Below are 21,503 nucleotides of genomic sequence, written 5' to 3' on the forward strand. Positions count from 1 at the left end.
ACGTTTGTCGCTAAACGTGGGGCGCTATTCTGAACTAAATTTGGTGCCTACGTCGAGTGCTTGAGGATTGAGATGGTGTTTTTGTCAGTTTGTTTGCTTTCGATTTTTGTATAACCCTATGTTTTTAATTTAGTTTTATTTTAAACATTGGTAGAGACCACCTGGTAAAACTTCGATGCGATTTTGCAGTTCTAGGATCAATAACATCGAAGATAGGCTCTTTACGGAGAGTTGGCTGCGTTCTACGAGAGTGTCGATGGAGGTGGGCGAGTGATCTAAACAACGGAGTAATTTTTGGTAATCGTCGTCCAAAGTGTGTTTTTCTTCTAGTTTCAGTTCCGTTTGCGATGCTGTTTTGGCAGGGCTTTTAGGGGGTTCAAATTCAGTGGTGTGCAGCGCTTGGCGAATCAGCGGGGCGACCTCTTCTAAAATATCATCGGCTGTCTCCACCAGTTTTGCTCCTTGGCGAATCAGCGCATGACAGCCTCGTGCCAACGGGTTGTGAATCGAACCAGGAATGGCAAACACTTCACGACCCTGTTCCATGGCGTGGCGAGCGGTGATCAGCGAGCCGCTGCGTTTGGCCGCTTCCACCACCAACGTGCCGATGCTGAGGGCGCTGATGATGCGGTTGCGGCGCGGGAAGTTTTGCGCTTGAGGGCGAATGCCGGTGGGAAATTCACAGATCATCACCCCTTGAGCAACAATCTGTTGAGCCAGTTCGCGGTGAGCGGCGGGGTAGACTCGATCCAAGCCGGTGGCGGTGACGGCGACGGTTTGGCCGCCGCCTGCCAGAGCCCCTTGATGGCTGGCAGCATCAATGCCCAGTGCTAAGCCGCTGGTGATGGTAAAGCCGTTGTGAGCCAAGTGGCGGGCGAACTCAAAGGCGGTCTCTTTGCCGCTGGGTGTGGGGGTTCGGCTGCCGACCATGCCCAGTTGCAGGCTGTAAAGCGCGTCCAATTGACCTTTGGCATACAGCACAATGGGGGCATCGCTGATGGTTTTTAGGCGGGGTGGGTAACGCGGATCGTCAATCGGGATGAGGTGGTTTTCGGCTGCTTCGGCCCAGCGCAGATCCTGTTCGATTTTTTCTGACAGTTCGTTTTGCAGCAGAATATCGAGGGCGGCGGGTGTTAGGTTTAGCCCGTGCAGTTGTTGGCCTGTGCAGTGTTGCAGTGCGTCGATGCCTCCGATTAGGTCAAGAATTTTAGCCGCAGTAACCGGCCCCACGCCAGGAGCGTGCAGCAGTCTGAGCCAAGACGCACTGCTTGATTGTCTGTTCAAGGTTAGGGATTGGTAACCCTGTCGTTGATGTGAATGGCGCGGGTGGCTTCCATAATCAGGCCGTAACTGAGGCGATCAAAACTGCGGAAGATCATCAAGACCCCAGAGGTGCTGTCGGGCAGCTGCACGTAGTCGTTGTGCTTGCCACTGAAACGATCTTTGATCATTTTGCCGCGTTTTTTAATCGCTAAAATATGACCCACTTCCAAACCGTCTTGCTGACCTTTGTTGATTACCACCACTTGATTCTGCGCCACCTGACTGATGGCATCATAGAGTGAGATGATCTGCGCGTTGACGGGCTGTTTGGGCACATGGGGCAGGTAGCTGTGTTGCAATGTGCCTTTTTCCTGCATCAATAGGCGGTCACCGCCGAGGGTTTCACGAGTACTGGCGGTGATGATGAGGGTGGCAGGATCACCAAACTGGGTCACTTTGGCATCGGCGATAAAAATGGCTTCGTAACCGAGGATCTCATCGCTGTCGGGGTCGATAAAGGTGTTGCCTGGGCGGAAAACAGAGAATAGGGATTCATCGTTGCTTTTGAGGCCGCGAGCGTAGAGTTGATTGCCTGTAGCGCTGAGCAGCCGTCCGTCTTGATTGCCAAGGATGTAGGGGGCGTTGGCCAGTTCGTCTTTGCCAACGATGCGCGGTTGCACGGTGAATTGGCGAATGGCGTTGTCAGAGATCATCGGGATGGCGGTCTCTAAGGCCTGTTCTCGAATTTGTGGCGAGAGACGCACAATAGGCGTACCGCGTGGCAGCGTCAGTGGTCGCCCAGCCATGCCGGGCCGATCCAGATAGAGGTGCGGTTGGCCATCAATTAGGCTGACGCTGATGCGATCACCTGGGTAGATTAGGTGAGGGTTTTGAATTTGTGGATTGACTTCCCAAATTTCTGGCCAGATCCAAGGGTCGCGCAGAAAACGTGCGGCAATGTCCCACAGGGTATCGCCTTTCACCACAACGTAGAGCTGAGGGCGACTTTCGCGTAGGATAACCGGCTTTGGATCAGCTTTAAATTCGGGCTTTGGGGTGAAAGTGGGTTTTGGTGGTGGGGCAACGGTTTTTTGCGGTGCTTGAGTGGCGCAGCCGCTGAGTGTGAATAAGAGACCGATTGCACTGAACATGCCGAAGGCACGTTTTGGAAATTTTGCTGTCAAGATCCTTACTCCACACAGGTGATTTTTTAGCAGTTTAGCCAGAATGTGACCTATCGTACAAGTGACAGACGTTGATGATCTTGGCCTAGCTCACATTATTGGTCGCGTTTTTTTATAGATTACAGATACATTATTGGTTTGAAATTATGGCGTTATTGGATATTTTGCATTTTCCAGACCCACGTCTGCGTACCAAAGCGATTGCGGTCGGTGAGGTGGACAGTGGCGTGGTGAAGTTGGTCGATGATCTCTTGGAGACCATGTACGACGCGGTGGGCATTGGTTTGGCTGCTACGCAGGTGAATGTGCATCGGCGTGTGGTGGTGGTGGATGTTTCTGAAGATCACGATCAGCCGTTGGTGTTGATTAATCCTGAGTTAATCGAATTGCACGGCGTTGAAGAGATGGATGAGGGGTGTCTGTCGGTGCCAGGTTTTTATGAAACGGTCAGTCGAGCAGAACGCATTCGGGTTAGAGCCTTAAATCAGCAAGGTGAGGTGTTTGAACTGGAGGCGGATGAGTTGTTGTCGGTTTGCATTCAGCATGAAATTGATCACTTGGATGGCAAATTGTTTGTTGATTACATCTCCTCTTTAAAACGCCAGCGCATCCGTAAAAAGCTGGAAAAATTGGAAAAAAGTCGTCAAAAAAAATTAAAAAAGAGAACGAGAAAGGAGTCGAAAGTGAAGATCATCTATGCGGGTACCCCCGATTTTTCTGTGCCTGCTCTGCAGGCGTTGCTGGCATCTGAGCACGAGGTGTGTGCGGTTTACACCCAGCCTGATCGTCGTGCAGGGCGAGGTCGGTTGCCGAAAATGAGCGCGGTGAAAGAGGTGGCCTTAGAGGCTGGAATTGAGGTTTGTCAGCCACTGAATTTCAAACAAATCAAAGATGTGGAGCAGCTACAGACCTTTGAGGCTGATTTGATGGTGGTGGTGGCTTACGGTTTGATTTTACCGCCGGTGATTTTGGCTGCACCGCGTCTGGGCTGTTTGAACCTGCACGCTTCGTTGTTGCCGCGTTGGCGCGGCGCGGCTCCCATTCAGCGCGCTATTTTGGCTGGTGATGCCGAGTCGGGCATCACCTTGATGCAGATGGATGTGGGTTTGGATACCGGTGATATGTTGGCCAAGTCAGTCTGTCCCATTGAAGCAGATGAAAGCGGAGGCTCGTTGCACGATAAATTATCTTTGTTGGGAGTCGATCTGTTGCTTTCTGCCTTGCAAGCGGTGCCTGCAGGAGGTTGGCAGGGCGAACCGCAAGCGGCGATTGAGGTCAGTTACGCCTCGAAATTGGATAAAACCGAGGCGACTCTGGATTGGCGGAGTTCAGCGCTGGAGTTGGAGCGTCAAGTGAGGGCGTTTAACCCCTGGCCCGTGGCACAAACGTTGTTCAAGGGCAAAATGATGCGGGTTTGGCAAGCGGAAGCGCTGCGTGATGTGGTTACCGAGGGGCTGCCTGGTACGGTGATGTCGGCGGATAAAAGCGGCATTCGAGTGGCCTGTGGTGAGGGTGTGTTGCAGTTGAAACAGGTGCAGTTACCTGGCAAAAAAGCCCTTAAGGTGGCGGATTTTCTCAATGCACATTCACCGCAGGGCTGCCGTTTTGGCGAGTCGGAGTCGTCGTAATGGCGCTGCTGCCGGTGCGCTTGGCGGCCACCAAAGCGGTCAATCGAGTTCTGCGCCACGGTGAATCTTTGGCCACGCTGTTGCCGGAGTTTTCTGAGCGGGTCGCGGAAAAAGACCGCGCGCTGTTGCAGGCGCTCTGTTTTGGTGTGATGCGTTATCTGCCTAAATTGCAGTGGTTGGTGGCCAAGTTGCTGCAAAAACCGCTGCGCAATAAAGATCAAGACGTGCAGGCCTTGCTGCTGTTGGCGCTGTTTCAATTGCTCTACCTGCGGGTGCCAGAGTATGCGGCGGTCAACGACAGTGTGGCGGTGAGCAAAAAATTGGGTAAAAGTTGGGCAAAGGCGCTGGTGAACGGGGTCTTGCGTAACTTTATCCGTCGTCGTGAAGGGTTGCTAACGGAGTTGAAATCAGATCTGGAAGCGCACTACTCTCATCCCGCTTGGATCATCGAACGTTTGCAACACGATTGGCCAGAGCAGTGGCAATCGTTATTGATCGCCGCCAATGAACCGCCTCCCATGACCTTGCGGGTTAATGTGCATCAGCAGAGCCGAGCTGATTATCTTCAGCAATTGCAACAGCAGGGCATCGAAGCTGAAGAACACCCCCATGCAGCAGCGGCGTTGATTCTGGCAAAGCCGCAGCCCGTGAGTGTGTTGCCCCGTTTTGAACAGGGCAGCTGTTCGGTGCAGGATGCGGCAGCGCAGTTGGCTGCACAGCTGTTGGACGTGCAACCTGGACAGCGGATTTTGGATGCCTGTGCCGCGCCTGGTGGCAAAACCGGCCACATTTTAGAGCAGGCTGAAAATCTGGAGTTGTGGGCGCTGGACAGCGATCAAAAACGGCTGGATCGAGTGACGGAAAACCTGCAACGTTTGCAGTGTTCGGCGAAGCAGGTCTGCGCCGATGCGGCAGAGACCAATCTCTGGTGGGATGGAAAGCCCTTTGAGCGTATATTACTGGATGCACCTTGCTCGGCTACGGGGGTGATTCGTCGTCATCCTGACATCAAGGTGTTGCGTCGTGCTGAGGATATTGAGGCTTTGGCCGTTCAACAGCGGCGTTTGCTGGAGGCGCTTTGGCCTTTGTTGGCGCCTGGTGGCCTGTTGCTTTACGCCACCTGTTCATTGTTTAAAGCCGAAAATAGTCAACAAATTGGCCGTTTTTTGAGTGAGCAGAGTGATGCCATTGAGCTGCCATTACAGACTGACTGGGGCATTGCAGATCTTTATGGTCGGCAAGTGTTTACTGCACAAGAGGGCATGGATGGTTTTTATTACGCTCGATTAGAAAAAAAACGTGAGTGTGAGGAGTTGTGATCCTGTTAATTGAGATGCTCTGCTGATGACGTTTAGGTCTGCTGTCTCGACGCAATACGTTCAGACCCGTTATCGCTGGTTTGTTCTGTTGTTGCTCGGATTGCTGGTTGCCATTGTGGCTGTAGCAAAACCTTTTGATGTCAAACAGGCGCAGAGTTATTTGCAAAACGGGGTTTATTATCTGGATGCTGAGTTTGACTTGCCATTGGCTGTTGCCCCCACACTTGCTTTACAAAGTGGTGTGCCGTTGCAATTGAATTTGCAGATGGAAATTATTCGCCAACGTAGCTGGTGGGTTGATGAAACCACGGCCGCTTTAGAGCAACGTTATCGTTTGGAATATCACGAGTTGAGCCGTCGTTACTTGCTTTCCAATTTGAATACAGGGGTTAAGCGCAGTTTTTTTTCTCTTAACTCGGCTCTAGCGCAGGTCGGTACCTTACATACATTTCCACTTTTGGATGCTGTTTTGTTGCGTAAACCGGGTCACTATCGTGGTCGTATTAAGGTGGTTCTGGATCGCTCTGTACTGCCTTTGCCGCTGTTGCCACAGGCCTACTTTTCCTCTTCTTGGCAGCTGGACAGTGAGTGGTACTCATGGTCGCTAAAATAATTCGTCGATTGGCAACCAGTATGGTACCGATGCTGGTGCTCTTCTGTTTGCTGCTTAGCTCGCTCTATCTGTTGGCCGATATGATGGAGAATCTGGAGCGTTTTGGGCGTCTCTATTTCTGGTTGCTGCTGCTTAACCTGTTGGGTTTGGTGGTTTTATTGTTTTTAATCGCGGCCAATACCTGGAATTTGATCAGTAAGTTTCGTCAGAGTCAGGCGGGCATTCGTTTAACCATTCGTCTGGTGCTGATGTTTGTCATCCTCGCGTTTGTGCCGGTAACGGTGGTCTATTCTTTTTCGGTGAAATTTTTGAGCTCCAGCATCGACAGCTGGTTTACGGTGCAGGTGGAAGAAGCTTTGGAGAGTGCGTTGCAGCTTAGTCGAGATGCGCTTTCTGGTCAGATGCGTACCCAGTTGCGCATCACCAGCAATATGACCGATCAGTTGAGTGGCTTAACGGAAGACGGTGCCATTGTGCGTCTCAACTGGTTGCGACAGGAGTCCGATGCCTCTGAGTTGACCCTGTTGACTCTCAATAATCGAGTGTTGGTCTCCAGTACGCTGGATGGGGTCAATGTGGTGCCCAATCGTCCCGATGAGGGAATTATCATGCAGGTTCGTTCGGGTCAGTCGTACGTCGGCTTGGATCCGGTGGGTGAAGAGGGGCTACTGCACATTCGAGTGGTGGTGCCGGTATTGAGCTCTGATCCTCTGGATGATAATCGTATTTTACAGGCGCTTTATCCGGTGCGTGAACAGGCCTCCGATCTGGCCGCTGAGGTGGAGAGTTCCTATGGTGACTATCGGCAATTGGTTTTTTTGCGTGATCCATTGAAGGTTAGTTTTATTTTGACTCTCTCTTTGGTGTTGTTGATGAGTGTTTTGAGTGCCATTTGGGGGGCTCTTTTTTTCGCGCGTAAGATTATGGTGCCCATTCAAGATCTGGCCGAAGGCACACAAGCGGTGGCGGCAGGTAATTACGCCACCCAACTGCCGCTTTCAGGTCAGGGTGAACTGGGTTTTCTGGTTAAATCCTTTAATCAGATGACACGGCGTCTAACACAGGCGCGTGACGTGGCTGAGCGAAGCCAAAAGACACTGGAGAGTCAGCGCGCTTATCTGGAGGCGGTGTTGGGGCGTATCTCCACTGGCGTTGTGACGTTTGATGCGCGTTACCGTTTGTTGACCGCCAATGAAGCGGCTCAGACCATTTTAGAGATGGAGAGTCTGTTGGATGGCGAGCAGGAGACGCAGCTACAGCAGTTTTTGCAGGCGATACAGCCTTGGTTTGATAAGGGCTTGGATGAGTGGTCTGAAGAGTTGGAGTTGTTTGGTGCTAAGGGTCGTAAAGTGCTGAACTGTCGAGCTTCACACCTGAATGAGAAGTCGGGGTTGGAGGGGTATGTGTTGGTCTTTGATGACATCACTCGTCTGCTGCGAGTGCAGCGTGAAGAGGCGTGGAGTGAGGTGGCGCGTCGTTTGGCACATGAAATTAAAAATCCATTGACGCCGATTCAGCTCTCCGCTGAGCGTCTTCGGTATCGCTGTTTGCCGAAGATGGTGGGGGAGGAGGCGCGTATTTTAGACGGTGCCACCAACACCATTATTAATCAGGTGCAGGCGATGAAGTCGATGGTGAAGGCATTTGCCGAATACGCCACCCTGCCCTCGCTCTCTAAGCGTTTTCTGGATTTGAATAATTTGGTGCGTGAGGTGGCGGAGCTTTACATGGGCATGGAGAGCCAAATTTGGGTGGAGTTGGATTTGGGGAAGGGCTTGCCACAGCTGGAAGCGGATGTGACCAGACTGAGGCAATTGCTGCACAATTTGATTAAAAATGCGATGGAAGCTCAAGGTTTGAGTGGCAACGATGTGGCGATGGTGCGTTTGACAACCCGTTGCTTAGAGGAAAAAACCTGTCGTTATATTGAGTTACGCATTCAAGATAACGGCCCTGGTTTTCCGCCTGAAATGATTGATCGGGTATTTGAACCTTATGTGAGTTCGAAACCGAAGGGCAGCGGGTTGGGGTTGGCGATTGTGAAAAAAATTGTGGAAGAGCATGGCGGTGTGGTGCATGCAGAAAATGGTCTGGAGGGCGGCGCTTTAATGGTGATCCGTTTTCCGGTTTCAGTCAGTGAAGTGGTTGGTTTAGGAGAGTTGGGATGAATATGCCGTACATACTCGTGGTGGATGATGAGCCGGATATCTGTTCATCGGTCAGAGATATTCTCGAGGATGAGGGCTACGAGGTTGAGGTGGCTAAAAATGCCGCCACTGCTCGTCAAATATTGCAGCAGCGAGAACCGGATCTGGTTTTGTTGGATATCTGGATGCCTGATGAAGATGGCATCACCTTGCTAAAAGAGTGGAAAATGGAAGGGGATCTGGCTGCTCCGGTGATTATGATGTCCGGTCACGGCACCGTTGAGACTGCGGTGGAAGCGACTCGGTTTGGAGCAACGGATTTTATTGAAAAACCGCTCTCCTTGGCGAAATTGCTGCTGACGGTACAAAAAGCCTTGCAGCGAAACGAGATACCGATCTCCAACCTTCATCGAGCAGCTTCCAGTTTGGTCGTGAGTAGGATGGTGGGCAGCAGTGAGGTGCTCGGTTCACTGCGCGATAAGCTGGGTAAGGTGGCAGCTTATGAAACACCGGTATTGGTGATGGGCGAATTTGGTGCGGGAAAACGTACCTTGATGCAGAATTTACACGCTCAAAGTTCACGCGCAGCCGGTCCGTTTATCGAAATCAACTTGTCTCGTTTGGCACACGACAAAGAGGCTTTAGAAATTTTTGGCAGTGAAGTGGCGGGTAAGGTCACCGCTGGTGCGCTTGAACGGGCGCACGGTGGTTCGCTGTTTTTGGATGATCTGGCACAGATGTCGGAGGCGTTGCAGTCGCAGTTATTAGGTGTGGTGATGAACGGCCTCTTTACCCGTGTGGGAGGGGTGGAGCCGCTGCGCTGTGACGTGCGTCTGTTGGCGGCCAGCAGCAAAAATTTGGCGCTGCTGGTACAGCAAGAGGGGTTTAAAGCCGAGCTGTATCACTGTCTGAATGGCGTATCTCTGGAAGTGCCGAGTTTGCGCCAGCATCGCGAAGACATTCCAGAACTGTTGGCCTTTTTTGTTGATCAGTTTGTGGAAACGGAAAAGCTGAGTTATCGACACTTTGGCGTGGCCGCGCAAAATTTTCTGCGCAATTACATCTGGCCAGGCAACATTCGTGAGCTGCGTACTTTGGTGCATCGCCTGATGATGTTGGGCGAAGAGGTGGAGGTGGGTATGGAGGAGGTTAAGAGCGCTTTGGCTTCACCCAAAGTGCGTGCCGATATGCCCGACAACAGCATGTTGTTGCCCTTAAATTTGCCGCTGCGTAAAGCCCGCGCCGAATTTGAGCGTATTTATCTGCAGCGCCAGCTGAGTGTGGTGGGCGGCAGTGTTGGTGAGCTGGCAAAACGGGTCGGTATGGAACGCACTCATCTCTATCGTAAGTTGCGAAGTTTGGGGATTGAACACCTCAAGCATCACGTTTAATAAGCCAGATGAAAATTATTATTTTAGGTGCAGGACAGGTGGGCTCGTCGGTGGCGTACAACTTGGCGCGAGAGGGTAATGACATCACTGTTGTGGATAGGGATAACGACATTCTTCAAGAGTTGCGCGATAAAATGGACATCGGCACGGTCTGTGGCATCGGTTCGCATCCAGATGTACTGCGGCGTGCGGGGGCGGACGATGCGGATATGTTGTTGGCGGTGACCAACAGCGATGAGGTTAATATGATCGCCTGTCAGGTGGCGGCAACGCTGTTTCATACGCCGACAAAAATTGCCCGTTTGCGGGCGCGGGAGTATTTGCGTGAGCCGTTGTTGTTTGCCCCTGACGCGATGCCCATTGATGTTTTGATTAGCCCCGAGCAAATTGTAACTAATTACGTGCAGCGCCTGATTGAATATCCAGGTGCTTTGCAGGTGTTGGATTTTGCCGGTGGGCGGGTGCGTTTGGTGGCGGTGAAAGCCTATTACGGTGGCCCTTTGGTGGGGCATGAACTGCGTACATTGAAGGAGCACATGCCGAATGTAGAAAACCGTGTGGCGGCCATTTTTCGTAACGGTCGTGCTATTTTGCCCAACGGCAATACGGTCATTGAGGCCGATGACGAGGTCTTTTTTGTTGCCGCCAAAGAGCATATTTTGGCGGTGATGAGTGAACTGCGTCATCTGGATAAACCGGTCAAACGCATTATGATTGCCGGTGGTGGCAACATTGGCCGCAATTTGGCTATGACCTTAGAGAACGATTACCGAGTTAAAATAATCGAGAGCAACGCCCGTCAAGCCCGTTATTTGGCGGAAAATCTGGACAGAGCCATTGTACTGCTCGGCGATGCCGCTGACCGTGAATTGCTGCTGGAAGAGAACATTGAAGATACGGATATTTTTTGTGCGGTGACCAATGACGATGAGGCCAACATTCTCTCTGCCATGCTGGCCAAACGCATGGGAGCAACCAAGGTGATGGCGCTGATCAACAAACCGGCTTATGTGGATCTGGTGGAGAGCGGCATTATTGATATTGCCATTTCGCCGCAGCAGGTGACTATTGGCACCTTGTTGACTCATGTGCGTCGTGGTGATGTGGTGGCGGTACACTCTCTGCGCCGTGGTGCGGCAGAGGCCATTGAAGCGGTGGCACACGGTGATGGTAAAACCTCCAAAGTGGTGGGGCGACGTTTGGATGCTTTGAAACTGCCCAAAGGCACCTCCATTGGGGCGCTGGTGCGCGGTGAGGAGGTCTTGATTGCCCATGACGATGTGGTGATCGAAGCGGAAGACCATGTGATCCTCTTTTTGGTGGATAAAACCCGCATTCAGGAAGTTGAGCAGCTGTTCCAGGTTGCGGTGACCTTTATTTAATCCCAACGATTGAATTTTCATGCAAGTTTCTATTATTCAAAAAGTGCTGGGTCTGCTGCTGATGTTGTTCAGCTTTACTCTGTTGCCGCCCATCTTGGTGTCGTGGTGGTACGACGATGGCTTGTTGCAGACCTTTAGTAACGGTTTTTTGGTGGTGTTGCTGACGGGGTTGTTTTTCTGGTTGCCGGTTTACAATGTGCGCCGCGAACTGCGCTTGCGTGAAGGTTTTTTGGTGGTGGTGCTGTTTTGGGTGGTGCTGGGGTTGGCGGGCGCGTTGCCCTTCTACTTTGCTGAGCGACCTCTGCTGTCGTTTACCGACGCGGTGTTTGAATCGGTCTCTGCCCTGACCACCACTGGGGCAACGGTTATTGTGGGCTTGGATACGCTGCCTAAATCGATTCTCTTTTATCGTCAGCAGTTGCAGTGGCTGGGCGGTATGGGAATCATTGTTTTGGCTGTGGCTATTTTGCCGATGCTTGGGGTTGGGGGGATGCAGCTCTATCGAGCCGAGACCCCGGGGCCTGTAAAAGACACCAAGTTAACTCCCCGTATTACCGAAACAGCTAAGGCGTTGTGGTTTATTTATTTGGGGTTGACCATCGCCTGTGCATTGGCCTATTTTGCAGCGGGTATGAGCGCTTTTGATGCGATCACGCACAGTTTTTCTACCGTGGCCATTGGTGGTTTTTCCACTCACGATGCCAGTATCGGCTATTTCCAGAGTCAGCTGATTGAGATGGTGGCGGTGGTCTTTATGCTGTTGGCGGGGGTTAATTTTGGTTTGCATTTTATGGCGGCGCGTAACTTGACCTTGTCACCGTACCGGCATGATTCTGAGTTTAAAACCTATTTTTTCTTTCTGTTGGTGATCGCTTTGATTTCGGTGGCCTACCTTTATGGTCATGAGCTCTATGATTTTAGTGATGCGCTGCATCACGGTATTTTTCAGGCGGTCTCCATTGGCACGACGACGGGTTTTACCACTGCAGAGTATTTTAATTGGCCCGGTTTTTTGCCGGTGTTGTTGTTGTTTGCCAGCTTTGTGGGTGGTTGTGCTGGTTCAACGGGCGGTGGCATGAAAGTGATTCGAGTCCTGTTGCTCTATAAACAAGGCATGAGGGAGATGATGCGCTTGATTCACCCTAATGCTCAGATCAGTGTAAAAGTGGGTAAAAAAGCCCTTTCGGATCGTGTTGTTGAAGCGGTCTGGGGGTTTTTTGCTGCTTATGTATTGGTCTTTAGCGTGATGTTGTTGTTGTTGATGTTGGCGGGTTTGGATCAGGTGACGGCGTTTTCAGCCGTGGCAGCGTGTCTGAATAATTTAGGTCCGGGTTTGGGTGAGGTGGGTGCTCACTATGCGGATTTGAGTGATTTTGTGAAATGGGTGCTGGCCTTGACGATGCTGTTTGGTCGTTTGGAAATTTTTACTCTGTTGGTGTTGTTTACTCCTGCTTTCTGGAACCGTTGATGGTGTTAAAAAAAAGTTCTGCTTTGGGTGCGACGCGAGCACCTGAATTGACGGCGGCCTTATTGGCACCCCGTCATTGGCCAAGTTGGTTGTTGGTGTTGTTGTTGTCTCTTTTTGCTTTGTTGCCGCGCCGTTGGCGCAATCGTTTGGCTGCTACTTTGGGTGGCTGGCTCTATCGCCACAAAGCCAAACGACGCTGTTTTGTTTTGACCAATCTACGGCGTTGCTTTCCTGAGAAGACGGAGGCTGAGCGTGAGCACTTGGCGCAGACGCATTTTTGCAGCAGTGCTCAGGTGATGTTGGATATGCCGACGTTGTGGTGGGGCTCAAAAACACGTTTTTTGCGTCGCGTCACGTTACAGGGAGCAGAGCACATCGAGGCGGCTCAAGCACAGGGTAAGGGGGTGATTTTGCTTACCTGTCACAGTTTGGCGCTGGAGTACGGTGGTGTTCGCATTGGTCTGAATGCGCCGCTGGTGTCGATTTTTAAACCTTTTAAAAACCGACTGCTAAATTGGTTGGTGTATCGTGCGCGCAGCCGTTTTGGGGTGCGTTTGGCGGCGCGTGCAGACGGTCTACGGCCGCTGATTAAAGCTACGCGGGAGGGGGCGTTTTTTTATTACATTCCTGATGAGGATTTGGGCGGTGAGCAGAGCCGCTTTGCGCCCTTTTTTGCGACTGAAAAAGCGACACTGCCGATGTTAGGGCGTTTGAGTAAGGGATGTGATGCGTTGGTTCTGCCCTGTTACAGCCACTATTTGCCTACTGAGGGGCGTTATCAAGTGACGGTGTTGCCGCCCTTGTCAGACTTCCCCAGCGGGGATCAGCAACAGGATTGTGAGCGGATGAACCGGGCTATTGAAGGTTTGATTGAAATCGCGCCTGAACAGTACATGTGGGGTATGCGGTTGTTTAAAACGCAGCCGGAAGGTCAGCCTTACCCCTATGATGCGTGTTGATGGTGGATTGAGTGCTTTGCCTGATTTGCCCTAGGGGGTAGAATCTGCCTCATTTTTCGATTTAGAAATAAAGGTTTCCCCTTGAAACAGCACTTGCAAGATTTGATTGAAGACGCCATCGGCCAGCTCCGAGAGAGCGGTCAGATTGATATTGATGCCCTGCCGAAGATTTTGATCAGCGACAGCCGTAATCCTGAGCACGGCGATTTTGCCTGCAATGTGGCGATGATGTTGGCTAAATTGGCGAAAAAAGCGCCACGTCAACTGGCACAGATGATCATTGGGGCGCTGCCGGAATCGGCGCGGGTCAGTAAGGTGGTGATCGCCGGACCGGGCTTTATTAACTTTTTTCAAGCGGCGGATAATTTATACGCTGTGGTGCCTAAAATTTTGGTCGCTGCGGAGAACTACGGTCTGTCGCAATTGGGTGCCGGTAAAAAAGTGCAGGTGGAGTTTGTCTCTGCCAATCCAACGGGGCCGCTGCATGTGGGGCACGGTCGAGGAGCGGCCTACGGTGCAACGGTGGCAAATCTGTTGGAGGCGGTTGGTTTTGAGGTGCATCGTGAATATTACGTCAACGATGCCGGTCGGCAGATGGACATTTTGGCTGCCTCGGTTTGGCTGCGTTATCTGGAGCTCTGTGGTGAGGAGTTAACCTTTCCCAGTAACGGTTACAAAGGCGATTACATTTGGGACATCGCCGCCACCTTGCACCGCGAACATCAAGAGGCTTTTCGCCAGCCAATCAGCGACGTGCTTGCGGATGTGTGTGCCGATGAACCTGTGGGGGGCGATAAAGAGCACCACATTGATGATCTGATTGCAGCGGCAAAACGTGTGCTGGGTGAGTCTGATTATCGGGTGGTGTTTGATCAAGCCTTGAAGACCATTTTGGATGACATTCGGGATGATCTGGCTCTGTTTGGGGTTGAGTATCAGCGTTGGTACTCGGAACGTTCTTTGATGGAAAGTGGGGCTGTGGATCGCGCTCTTGAGCGGCTTAAAACGGCGGGGCATCTGTATGAAAAAGAGGGTGCGTGGTGGTTTCGTTCCAGCGATTTTGGCGATGAGAAAGATCGGGTGGTGCTGCGGGACAACGGTCAGAGCACCTATTTTGCTTCGGACATTGCCTATCATATGGAAAAATTGGAGCGCGGTTTTGATCGCGTGATTGATGTCTGGGGTGCGGATCATCACGGTTATGTGCCACGAGTGAAGGCGGCTTTGACGGCTCTGGGCAGTGATGCGGACAAAATGGATGTGTTGTTGGTGCAATTTGCGGTGCTGTACCGTGGTGGTGAAAAAATGGCCATGTCCACCCGTTCGGGGCAGTTTGTTACTTTGCGTCAACTGCGCAAAGAGGTCGGTTCCGATGCGGCACGATTCTTCTATGTGATGCGTCGCTGTGAACAGCACATGGACTTTGATCTCGATCTGGCCAAATCCCAGTCGAATGAAAACCCGCTTTACTACATTCAATACGCGTATGCGCGGATTTGCAGTGTGCAGCGCCAGTTGGCAGAAAAAGGCCTGCTGTTTGATCAAGAGCAGGGGGTGGCGCATCTGGATCGCTTGGCGGAACAACACGAAAGTGAGCTGTTGAGTGCTTTGGCGCGTTATCCTGAGGTGGTAGAAAAAGCGGCGCTTAACGAAGAGCCACACCAGTTGGTGCACGCGCTGCGTGAGTTGGCCAGTGGCTTTCATAGCTATTACAACGCCCATCAATTTTTGGTGGATGATGAAGCGTTGCGTAACGCTCGTTTGAGTTTGGTGACAGTGACGGGGCAGACTCTGTTAAATGGCCTTTCTCTGTTGGGCGTTGCGGCACCGCAGGAGATGTAAATTTTGGTTCAAGATTATAAGAATACGGCAGGTAAAAGAGCGCCAAAAAAAATCCGGTTTGCCGCGTTGGGCCGTGCTGTTGATTTTGCTGATTGTGGCTGCCTTTGTGACTTTTTTTGTATTTCCTAAACCAGCAATTGCCGGTGGCGAGTAATCCATTGGAGATCATTAAACCCCGCAGTGATGTGCGGGTTCCAAATCAGGCTGAGGTAAAACCAGAACCGAGTGAGGCAACAACGGAGCAGCCCGCTTCGCCTAAGTTTGAGTTTTACAATGTATTGCCCGAGCTGGAAGTGGTGCTGCCAGAGGGTAAAAAGGTGCAATCGCTACCAGAGACAGTGGTTGAGAAGGGTAAGCCTAAAGTTAACGCCGTTGCGGCCAAAGTCATCGAGGCGGCTCCCATCGTGAAAGCAAAAGAGGCTGTCGTTGAGGTAAAGAGTTCACTGGCAGCGCATTATTTTCAGGTGGGTTCGTTTAAACAACGTGAGGATGCCGAACGTCGCCAAGTTGAGCTGATTTTACTGGGGCTAGAGGCTAAGATTCAGAGCGCCAGAATCAAAGGTGCGACGTGGTATCGAGTCCGGCTTGGCCCTTATGGTGGCTCGGCTGAGATTGCGCGGATAAAAACAAAACTGCGAAAAAACAGAGTAGACTTTCTGTTGATTAAAGGCTGATCGTTACAAAACCGCTGATTAATCTTCTTTAGATTCTTGAGCTAACCCTGAGGGTGCGCTATCGTGTCGGCACGGTTAAGTGCTGATGCAACTGAGCGTATTCACTTTTTACTCTTTGAGGAGCGATAGACAATGGCTGATTTGTTTTCTGATGAATGGATGAAAGGCTTTCAAACTGCGTGGAATGGTGAGCCAAATTTGGCGGATGCGCTGGAAAAAATCGGTTTTAATTCGGTAATCGGTTACGGCTTTCCTGATGATGATGCGCCTCTGGGTGTGATCACCGTTGAGAACGGTCACATTACCGCAGCCGGAGCGTACAACGGTGAAGAGTTGAGCTGGGATATGCGCGCCAAACAGGCCAGCTGGGAAAAGTGGATCAAAAAAGGCATTGGCATGACCGGTTTGGGCATGGCAGCTGCTACGGGTAAATTGAAATTTAAAGTGGGTGACTATTCATCCATGTTGAAAGATCCGCGCATGGCAAAACCGTTTATTTTGAGCTTTAGCATGATGGCTAAAGCGTAACGTTTCGAGTTTTACTCGCGGCGTATGAAATAGGGGCAAAATGTTCGCCCCTATTTTTTTGCTTGTTATTCCATACTGGGCATTTTCATTTCGCTGTAATCAGCGGGGATCTGAAATTTGCTGCTTTGCAATGTTTGAGTGGAGACACTGCTGATGGTTTGCACACTCTCTTTCAGTAGGTTTTTCGACTGTACTGGAATACCGCCTGAAGCGGCTAAGGGGTCGTTCATAATGGCACCGGCTTTGCCGGCCTTTTTCGCCATTTTTTGGCTGAAGTCAAACAGACTCATCAAGGTATCAAAATCCGCTTGTGAGATTTTCAAGCCCTTAGCATCGGCAATACAGGCTTCACTGATCTGTTTATTGCCTCGATAGATTTCGATTATTTGGCACTTAAAACCATTGATGGTGTGCCATTTTCCGGTTTTTTTGATCTCGCTGGATTCGGTGGTGGATTTTTTATCGAGCGCCTGCATTGAGGGTAGCCCCATTGATGCCATGCGGCTTTCGATCATGGCGCGCTGCTCTGCGGGCATACTTTGCATCCGAGCCATCATCTGTTTACGCATATTCTCCACCATGCCCATCTGTGCTGCCATGCGTTTTTCATTCATTCGAACGTAACTTTTTTTATTATGTTGCAGCACACTAAAGTTTTCGTTATTGCTGTCATAGAGGGCATTGATGTTGCCGTCGTTGTTGTCGATTAAGACTTTGCCTGCTTTGACGTAGAGTGCGTTGGGTTGGCGTTTGTCGCCCTTTTCGAATTGAATGGTGGTGTCGGCTTGAGCATTGAACGATGTAAGTGCACAAATACAGAGGGCTACGGTTGTTTTTGCTGGTTTTTGCTGGTTTTTTTGAACATATTCATTCCTTTACTAAAATGCAGTGCTGATAAAAAGATGAGTATGTGACCCTAGCAGTTTAAATACTTATTTTCATCCCCAGAATTCTTTGTGGTTTTTCTTTCTGGTCTGGCAGAGTATCCTGAACCCTGCTGTTGGTTGAGGTTGGAGACGTTTGCAGATGAAGCTGTCATTGAAAGAGGCGTGGCAAGGTGAGTCAAATTGCCGTAACTGCACGGTACGCACGACGGTGTTGTTTGCCGGTCTGCATGAATCGGATTTTGAGAGAATTCATACTCCTATAGATGATTTGGTATTTGAGCCAGATGCACTGCTTTATCGAGCCGGTGAGCAAGGTGCGCATATTTTTACCTTGCGCCAAGGCCTGCTGAAAATGGTGCAATACCTGCCCGATGGCACGCGTCGGATTGTACGTCTGGCAGGCAACAGCGATGTGATTGGTTTGGAAAGCCTGCTCGGTGAACCCTATCAACACGATGCGGTGATTTTGCAGCGCAGTGAGCTGTGTCGTATTCCGGTCTCTGTGGTGCAAAACCTTTGTTCGGGCAACCCTGATCTGCATCAGGAGCTGATGCGCCGTTGGCAGCGCGCCTTGAGTGAGGCGGAAGCGTGGTTGACCGAGTTGTCTACCGGCACCGCCAGACAACGGATGGCGCATCTGTTGTTGCGTTTGGTGGTGACGGAGACAGAGCCGGTGTGCCAGCTTTTCAGCCGTGATGATATCGGTGCCATGTTGGGCATCACGATGGAGACCGCCAGCCGCGTGATTGCCGAATTTAAACGCAATAATTGGTTACAAGAGTTAAAACCCACCTACTATCGCTGTGATGTTACGGCTTTGAAAGTGGTAATTTCAGCTTAAATTTTCTGTTCTGAGATAGATTTTTTCCCGTATTGATGTAAATCAATGCGCCGCTGAGGTAGCCTTCGCTACTGTTTGTGGCGTTTTATCCATTTTTGGTGGAACACAGTACCGTTACGAGGGTTTGATACGATGATTGATGAGAGTTTAGTCGATATATCGCGGTTGCAATTTGCAGTCACCGCGATGTATCACTTTTTGTTTGTGCCTCTAACCTTGGGGTTGTCTTGGTTGTTGGTGATCATGGAGACGGTCTATGTTATGACCGGCAAAGAGATTTACCGTGATATGACCAAGTTCTGGGGCAAACTGTTTGCCATCAACTTTGCTCTGGGGGTCACCACGGGCTTGACGATGGAGTTTCAGTTTGGCACCAACTGGGCGTATTACTCTCATTACGTTGGGGATGTGTTCGGTGCGCCCTTGGCCATTGAGGGTTTGATGGCCTTTTTCCTTGAATCGACCTTTGTCGGCCTGTTTTTCTTTGGTTGGGATCGCCTCAGTAAGGTGCAGCATCTGGGGGTGACGTTTTTGGTGGCGATTGGCTCCAACCTTTCGGCGTTGTGGATTTTGATCGCCAACGGTTGGATGCAAAACCCCGTTGGTGCGGAGTTCAATTACGAAACCATGCGCATGGAGTTGACCAGTTTTTCTGAGCTGATCTTTAATCCCGTCGCGCAGGTGAAATTTGTGCATACGGTTTCGGCGGGTTACGTTACCGGTGCCATTTTTGTGCTTTCCATCAGTGCGTGGTACTTGCTCAAGGGGCGCGACGTTGAATTTGCCAAACGTTCTTTTGCCATTGCGGCGGCGTTTGGTCTGGCTTCTGTGGTTTCGGTGATCATTCTTGGTGATGAGAGCGGTTACGAAGCGGGCGATGTGCAAAAGGTGAAGCTGGCGGCAATGGAGGCGGAGTGGGAGACCCATGCGCCACCGGCTCCCTTTACCTTGATGGGCTTTCCTAATCAAGAGACTCAGGAGACGGATTACGCGGTTCGCATCCCGTGGCTGATGGGCATTATTGCCACTCGATCCATTGATACGCCCGTGCCGGGGATTAAAGATCTGACCGCGCTGCATGAAAAACGCATTCGTTCGGGCATGATTGCCTATGAAAACATGCAAAAATTGCGTGGCGGTGATAAGAGCGAGGCGGTTAAAGCGGCTTTTGAGAAACACAAAGTGGATCTCGGTTACGGTTTGCTGCTGAAAAAATACACCGACAAGGTGATCGATGCCACGGAAGAGCAAATCAAAGCGGCGGCCAAAGACACCATTCCCAATGTGGCGGCGATGTTCTGGGGCTTCCGACTTATGGTGGTCTCCGGTTTCTTGATGTTGCTGGTGTTTCTGGTCTCGTTCTTTAGCTGCGCGCGACGTACCGCGACGGGCAACAAATGGGTGCTGCGTTTTGCTCTGTTTAGCTTGCCCTTGCCGTGGATTGCGGTGGAAGCTGGTTGGTTTGTGGCCGAATACGGTCGCCAACCTTGGACGATCTCCGGTGTTTTGCCGACCCATTTGAGTGTCTCATCCCTGACTTACAACGATGTGTTGATCAGCTTGATCAGCTTTGTGGTGCTCTATTCGATCTTTTTGGTTATCGAGATGTATTTGATGATCAAATACGCTCGTCTGGGGCCGAGCAGCTTGCACACGGGCAAATATCATCATGAAACGGTGGCAGCAGAAACAGAACCAAAATCTACTCTGGCTCCGATGGAGGGCAAATCATGATTTTTGATTATGAAACGTTGAAGTTGATCTGGTGGCTGTTTATGGGCGTGCTGTTGATCGGCTTCGCTTTGATGGACGGTTTTGATCTGGGGGTGGGGACGTTGCTGCCGTTCGTTGGGCAGACCGACGAAGAGCGACGGGTGGTGATCAACACCGTGGCTCCGCACTGGGAGGGCAATCAGGTTTGGTTTGTTACTGCTGGTGGGGCGTTGCTGGCGGCGTGGCCACTGGTGTATGCGTCGGCCTTTTCGGGTCTTTACGGCGCTCTATTAATGGTGCTGTTTGCGTTCTTTTTGCGCCCCTTGGGATTTGATTATCGCAGTAAAGTGTCCGATCCACGCTGGCGTAACGGCTGGGATTGGGGGCTGTTTATTGGCGGTATGGTTCCGGCGTTGGTGTTCGGCATCATCTTTGGCAACCTCTTTTTGGGCTTGCCGTTTCACTTTGATGCGGACATGCGCTCTTTCTACGCTGGCAACATGTTTGACCTTTTGCATCCTTTTGCACTTTTGGCTGGGGTGGTGAGTGTCTCCATGTTGGCGATGCACGGTGGGGTCTTTTTGGCGCTGCGTACCGAGGATGCGGTGCGTGAGCGCAGCTTGAAATATGTGACCTTGGCGGCGCGGATCTTTATGGCCAGCTTTGCCGCTGCGGGTGTTTGGCTCTGGTTCGGCATTGAGGGGCTGCGTATTGTCTCTATGCCCGACGGCAACAGCGCCTTTATGCCGTTGCAAAAGACGGTGGAGCTGGTGGAAGCGGGCTGGCTGGGTAATTATATGAACGATACCCGCCTCTGGGCGGTTCCGGCTTCGGTGTTTGTTTTTGCTCTGTTGGCCTGTCGTTTGGCGGCGCGAGCGGCGGGTGTGGCGTTTCTCTTTAGTGCGCTGTCGGTGGCCGGTGTGGTGTTGACGGCGGGCATTGCTCTGTTTCCGTTTATTATGCCCTCCAGTGTTGATTTCAACAGCAGTTTGACCTTGTGGGATTCGGTCTCAAGCCATCGCACCTTGAATATTTTGTTTATCGTCACAGTGATTTTTGTGCCCCTGATTGTGATCTACACCACGTGGGCGTTCCGCATCATGCGGGGCAAAATGACGGTGGCGCGCATTCGTGAAAACGAACACACCCTGTATTGAGTTGAGGAGCAAATTATGTGGTATTTCACTTGGGTTTTAGGGGTATTGCTGGCGGTCTCTTTTGGCGTGATCAACGCCATGTGGTTGGAGAGCCGTGCGGATCGTGATGAGGAGTAGGGGCAGAATTTCTGCCCGCATGTAAAAAAAGCCCCGTTTTCGGGGCTTTTTTTATGCAGTCGATAAGGTTTAACCTACGAGAAAAACACCTTTAGAGTAGGAATCACGCTGGTAATAACCAGCAAAGCCAGCATCCAGGTCAGTAAATTCAAGCGGCCATTGATCTTGGCATCCATCTCTCGCAGGTCTGCTTTAATGTCATGCAGATCGCCTTTGGTTGCCAAATCTTCTAGATTTGTTTCGTTAATCTCTATTTGCGCTTGAGCCAACGCTTTGGCCTGTTTTTCAGGCATCCCAGATTCAACCAAGCGTTCAACAAATTTTAAGGCATCAAATGTAATCGTATTCATGTTGTGATTGTAGCAGGAAAATTTTTTGGAAACGCTCAAA

19 protein-coding genes and 1 pseudogene are annotated in these 21,503 nt (G+C 51.1%); 16 read left to right on the top strand and 4 right to left on the bottom strand.

Annotation, left to right across the window (positions count from 1 at the left end; genetic code table 11):
• Window positions 1-135: 135 nt before the first annotated feature.
• Together dprA and Q9O24_05330 are read right to left on the bottom strand one after the other, a co-directional pair.
• Window positions 136-1,284: a DNA-processing protein DprA gene (gene dprA / locus Q9O24_05325; GenBank protein ID MDQ7074570.1), complete on the bottom strand. Its 1,149-nt coding sequence runs from the start codon at window positions 1,282-1,284 to the stop codon at window positions 136-138.
• Between the two features lie 2 nt (window positions 1,285-1,286).
• Complete coding sequence (locus tag Q9O24_05330) at window positions 1,287-2,447, bottom strand: LysM peptidoglycan-binding domain-containing protein (protein MDQ7074571.1); 1,161 nt, start codon at window positions 2,445-2,447, stop codon at window positions 1,287-1,289.
• A gap of 146 nt (window positions 2,448-2,593) precedes the next feature.
• On the opposite strand from Q9O24_05330, the pseudogene def reads away from it, so the two are divergent.
• From def to Q9O24_05390, 12 genes and pseudogenes are all read left to right on the top strand, one after another.
• Window positions 2,594-3,067: pseudogene (gene def / locus Q9O24_05335) on the top strand (peptide deformylase).
• Window positions 3,068-3,130: 63 nt separating this feature from the next.
• Window positions 3,131-4,075, top strand: coding sequence for a methionyl-tRNA formyltransferase (gene fmt, locus Q9O24_05340; protein MDQ7074572.1), 945 nt, complete (start codon window positions 3,131-3,133; stop codon window positions 4,073-4,075).
• Window positions 4,075-5,394 (top strand): 16S rRNA (cytosine(967)-C(5))-methyltransferase RsmB, encoded by a 1,320-nt coding sequence (rsmB, locus tag Q9O24_05345; protein MDQ7074573.1) that lies wholly within the window; start codon window positions 4,075-4,077, stop codon window positions 5,392-5,394. The genes fmt and rsmB overlap by 1 nt, the downstream gene beginning before the upstream one ends.
• A gap of 25 nt (window positions 5,395-5,419) precedes the next feature.
• Window positions 5,420-6,007: a DUF4390 domain-containing protein gene (locus tag Q9O24_05350; GenBank protein MDQ7074574.1), complete on the top strand. Its 588-nt coding sequence runs from the start codon at window positions 5,420-5,422 to the stop codon at window positions 6,005-6,007.
• Window positions 5,992-8,175 carry an ATP-binding protein gene (locus Q9O24_05355; protein ID MDQ7074575.1) on the top strand — a complete coding sequence of 728 codons (2,184 nt, stop codon included), beginning with the start codon at window positions 5,992-5,994 and terminating at the stop codon, window positions 8,173-8,175. The genes Q9O24_05350 and Q9O24_05355 overlap by 16 nt, the downstream gene beginning before the upstream one ends.
• Entirely contained in the window at window positions 8,172-9,545 is a 1,374-nt protein-coding gene (locus Q9O24_05360) for a sigma-54 dependent transcriptional regulator (GenBank protein MDQ7074576.1), read from the top strand. The genes Q9O24_05355 and Q9O24_05360 overlap by 4 nt, the downstream gene beginning before the upstream one ends.
• Before the next feature lie 8 nt (window positions 9,546-9,553).
• Window positions 9,554-10,927 carry a Trk system potassium transporter TrkA gene (trkA, locus tag Q9O24_05365; GenBank protein ID MDQ7074577.1) on the top strand — a complete coding sequence of 458 codons (1,374 nt, stop codon included), beginning with the start codon at window positions 9,554-9,556 and terminating at the stop codon, window positions 10,925-10,927.
• A 19-nt stretch (window positions 10,928-10,946) separates the two neighbouring features.
• Window positions 10,947-12,395, top strand: a complete 1,449-nt coding sequence (locus tag Q9O24_05370) for a TrkH family potassium uptake protein (protein MDQ7074578.1) — start codon at window positions 10,947-10,949, stop codon at window positions 12,393-12,395.
• Window positions 12,395-13,354 carry a lipid A biosynthesis acyltransferase gene (locus tag Q9O24_05375; protein MDQ7074579.1) on the top strand — a complete coding sequence of 320 codons (960 nt, stop codon included), beginning with the start codon at window positions 12,395-12,397 and terminating at the stop codon, window positions 13,352-13,354. Before Q9O24_05370 ends, Q9O24_05375 begins: the two co-directional genes overlap by 1 nt.
• An 81-nt stretch (window positions 13,355-13,435) precedes the next feature.
• Window positions 13,436-15,196: an arginine--tRNA ligase gene (argS, locus tag Q9O24_05380; GenBank protein MDQ7074580.1), complete on the top strand. Its 1,761-nt coding sequence runs from the start codon at window positions 13,436-13,438 to the stop codon at window positions 15,194-15,196.
• 116 nt (window positions 15,197-15,312) lie between these two features.
• Entirely contained in the window at window positions 15,313-15,870 is a 558-nt protein-coding gene (locus Q9O24_05385; protein ID MDQ7074581.1) for an SPOR domain-containing protein, read from the top strand.
• 132 nt (window positions 15,871-16,002) lie between these two features.
• Window positions 16,003-16,398, top strand: coding sequence for an SCP-2 sterol transfer family protein (locus tag Q9O24_05390; protein ID MDQ7074582.1), 396 nt, complete (start codon window positions 16,003-16,005; stop codon window positions 16,396-16,398).
• 65 nt (window positions 16,399-16,463) lie between these two features.
• Here the strand turns inward: Q9O24_05390 and Q9O24_05395 are convergent, their stop codons facing one another.
• A complete protein-coding gene (locus tag Q9O24_05395) occupies window positions 16,464-17,045 on the bottom strand; it encodes a DUF4412 domain-containing protein (protein MDQ7074583.1) in 582 nt (193 codons plus the stop codon).
• 373 nt (window positions 17,046-17,418) lie between these two features.
• Between Q9O24_05395 and Q9O24_05400 the strand changes: the two genes are divergently transcribed.
• The 4 genes from Q9O24_05400 to cydX all read left to right on the top strand — a co-directional run bounded on the left by Q9O24_05400 (window position 17,419) and on the right by cydX (window position 21,113).
• The gene (locus Q9O24_05400) at window positions 17,419-18,126 is read left to right on the top strand and encodes a Crp/Fnr family transcriptional regulator (protein ID MDQ7074584.1); all 708 of its coding nucleotides are present in this window, start codon (window positions 17,419-17,421) and stop codon (window positions 18,124-18,126) included.
• 132 nt (window positions 18,127-18,258) lie between these two features.
• The gene (locus tag Q9O24_05405; GenBank protein MDQ7074585.1) at window positions 18,259-19,860 is read left to right on the top strand and encodes a cytochrome ubiquinol oxidase subunit I; all 1,602 of its coding nucleotides are present in this window, start codon (window positions 18,259-18,261) and stop codon (window positions 19,858-19,860) included.
• Entirely contained in the window at window positions 19,857-20,996 is a 1,140-nt protein-coding gene (cydB, locus tag Q9O24_05410) for a cytochrome d ubiquinol oxidase subunit II (protein ID MDQ7074586.1), read from the top strand. The genes Q9O24_05405 and cydB overlap by 4 nt, the downstream gene beginning before the upstream one ends.
• A 15-nt stretch (window positions 20,997-21,011) precedes the next feature.
• Entirely contained in the window at window positions 21,012-21,113 is a 102-nt protein-coding gene (gene cydX / locus Q9O24_05415; protein MDQ7074587.1) for a cytochrome bd-I oxidase subunit CydX, read from the top strand.
• Window positions 21,114-21,187: 74 nt separating this feature from the next.
• Here cydX and Q9O24_05420 read toward each other — a convergent pair whose 3' ends face one another.
• Complete coding sequence (locus Q9O24_05420; GenBank protein ID MDQ7074588.1) at window positions 21,188-21,463, bottom strand: DUF1640 domain-containing protein; 276 nt, start codon at window positions 21,461-21,463, stop codon at window positions 21,188-21,190.
• Window positions 21,464-21,503 lie beyond the last annotated feature (40 nt).

The sequence above is a fragment of the Gammaproteobacteria bacterium genome (assembly GCA_030949385.1).
Classification (GTDB): Bacteria; Pseudomonadota; Gammaproteobacteria; order JAUZRS01; family JAUZRS01; genus JAUZRS01.

Bases quoted from the DNA above. Each gene is read 5' to 3' on its own strand.
- rsmB (MDQ7074573.1), top strand. From the start codon at position 4,075: ATGGCGCTGCTGCCGGTGCGCTTGGCGGCCACCAAAGCGGTCAATCGA.
- Q9O24_05350 (MDQ7074574.1), top strand. From the start codon at position 5,420: ATGACGTTTAGGTCTGCTGTCTCGACGCAATACGTTCAGACCCGTTAT.
- Q9O24_05355 (MDQ7074575.1), top strand. From the start codon at position 5,992: ATGGTCGCTAAAATAATTCGTCGATTGGCAACCAGTATGGTACCGATG.
- Q9O24_05360 (MDQ7074576.1), top strand. From the start codon at position 8,172: ATGAATATGCCGTACATACTCGTGGTGGATGATGAGCCGGATATCTGT.
- trkA (MDQ7074577.1), top strand. From the start codon at position 9,554: ATGAAAATTATTATTTTAGGTGCAGGACAGGTGGGCTCGTCGGTGGCG.
- Q9O24_05370 (MDQ7074578.1), top strand. From the start codon at position 10,947: ATGCAAGTTTCTATTATTCAAAAAGTGCTGGGTCTGCTGCTGATGTTG.
- Q9O24_05375 (MDQ7074579.1), top strand. From the start codon at position 12,395: ATGGTGTTAAAAAAAAGTTCTGCTTTGGGTGCGACGCGAGCACCTGAA.
- Q9O24_05390 (MDQ7074582.1), top strand. From the start codon at position 16,003: ATGGCTGATTTGTTTTCTGATGAATGGATGAAAGGCTTTCAAACTGCG.
- Q9O24_05405 (MDQ7074585.1), top strand. From the start codon at position 18,259: ATGATTGATGAGAGTTTAGTCGATATATCGCGGTTGCAATTTGCAGTC.
- cydB (MDQ7074586.1), top strand. From the start codon at position 19,857: ATGATTTTTGATTATGAAACGTTGAAGTTGATCTGGTGGCTGTTTATG.
- cydX (MDQ7074587.1), top strand. From the start codon at position 21,012: ATGTGGTATTTCACTTGGGTTTTAGGGGTATTGCTGGCGGTCTCTTTT.
- Q9O24_05420 (MDQ7074588.1), bottom strand. From the start codon at position 21,463: ATGAATACGATTACATTTGATGCCTTAAAATTTGTTGAACGCTTGGTT.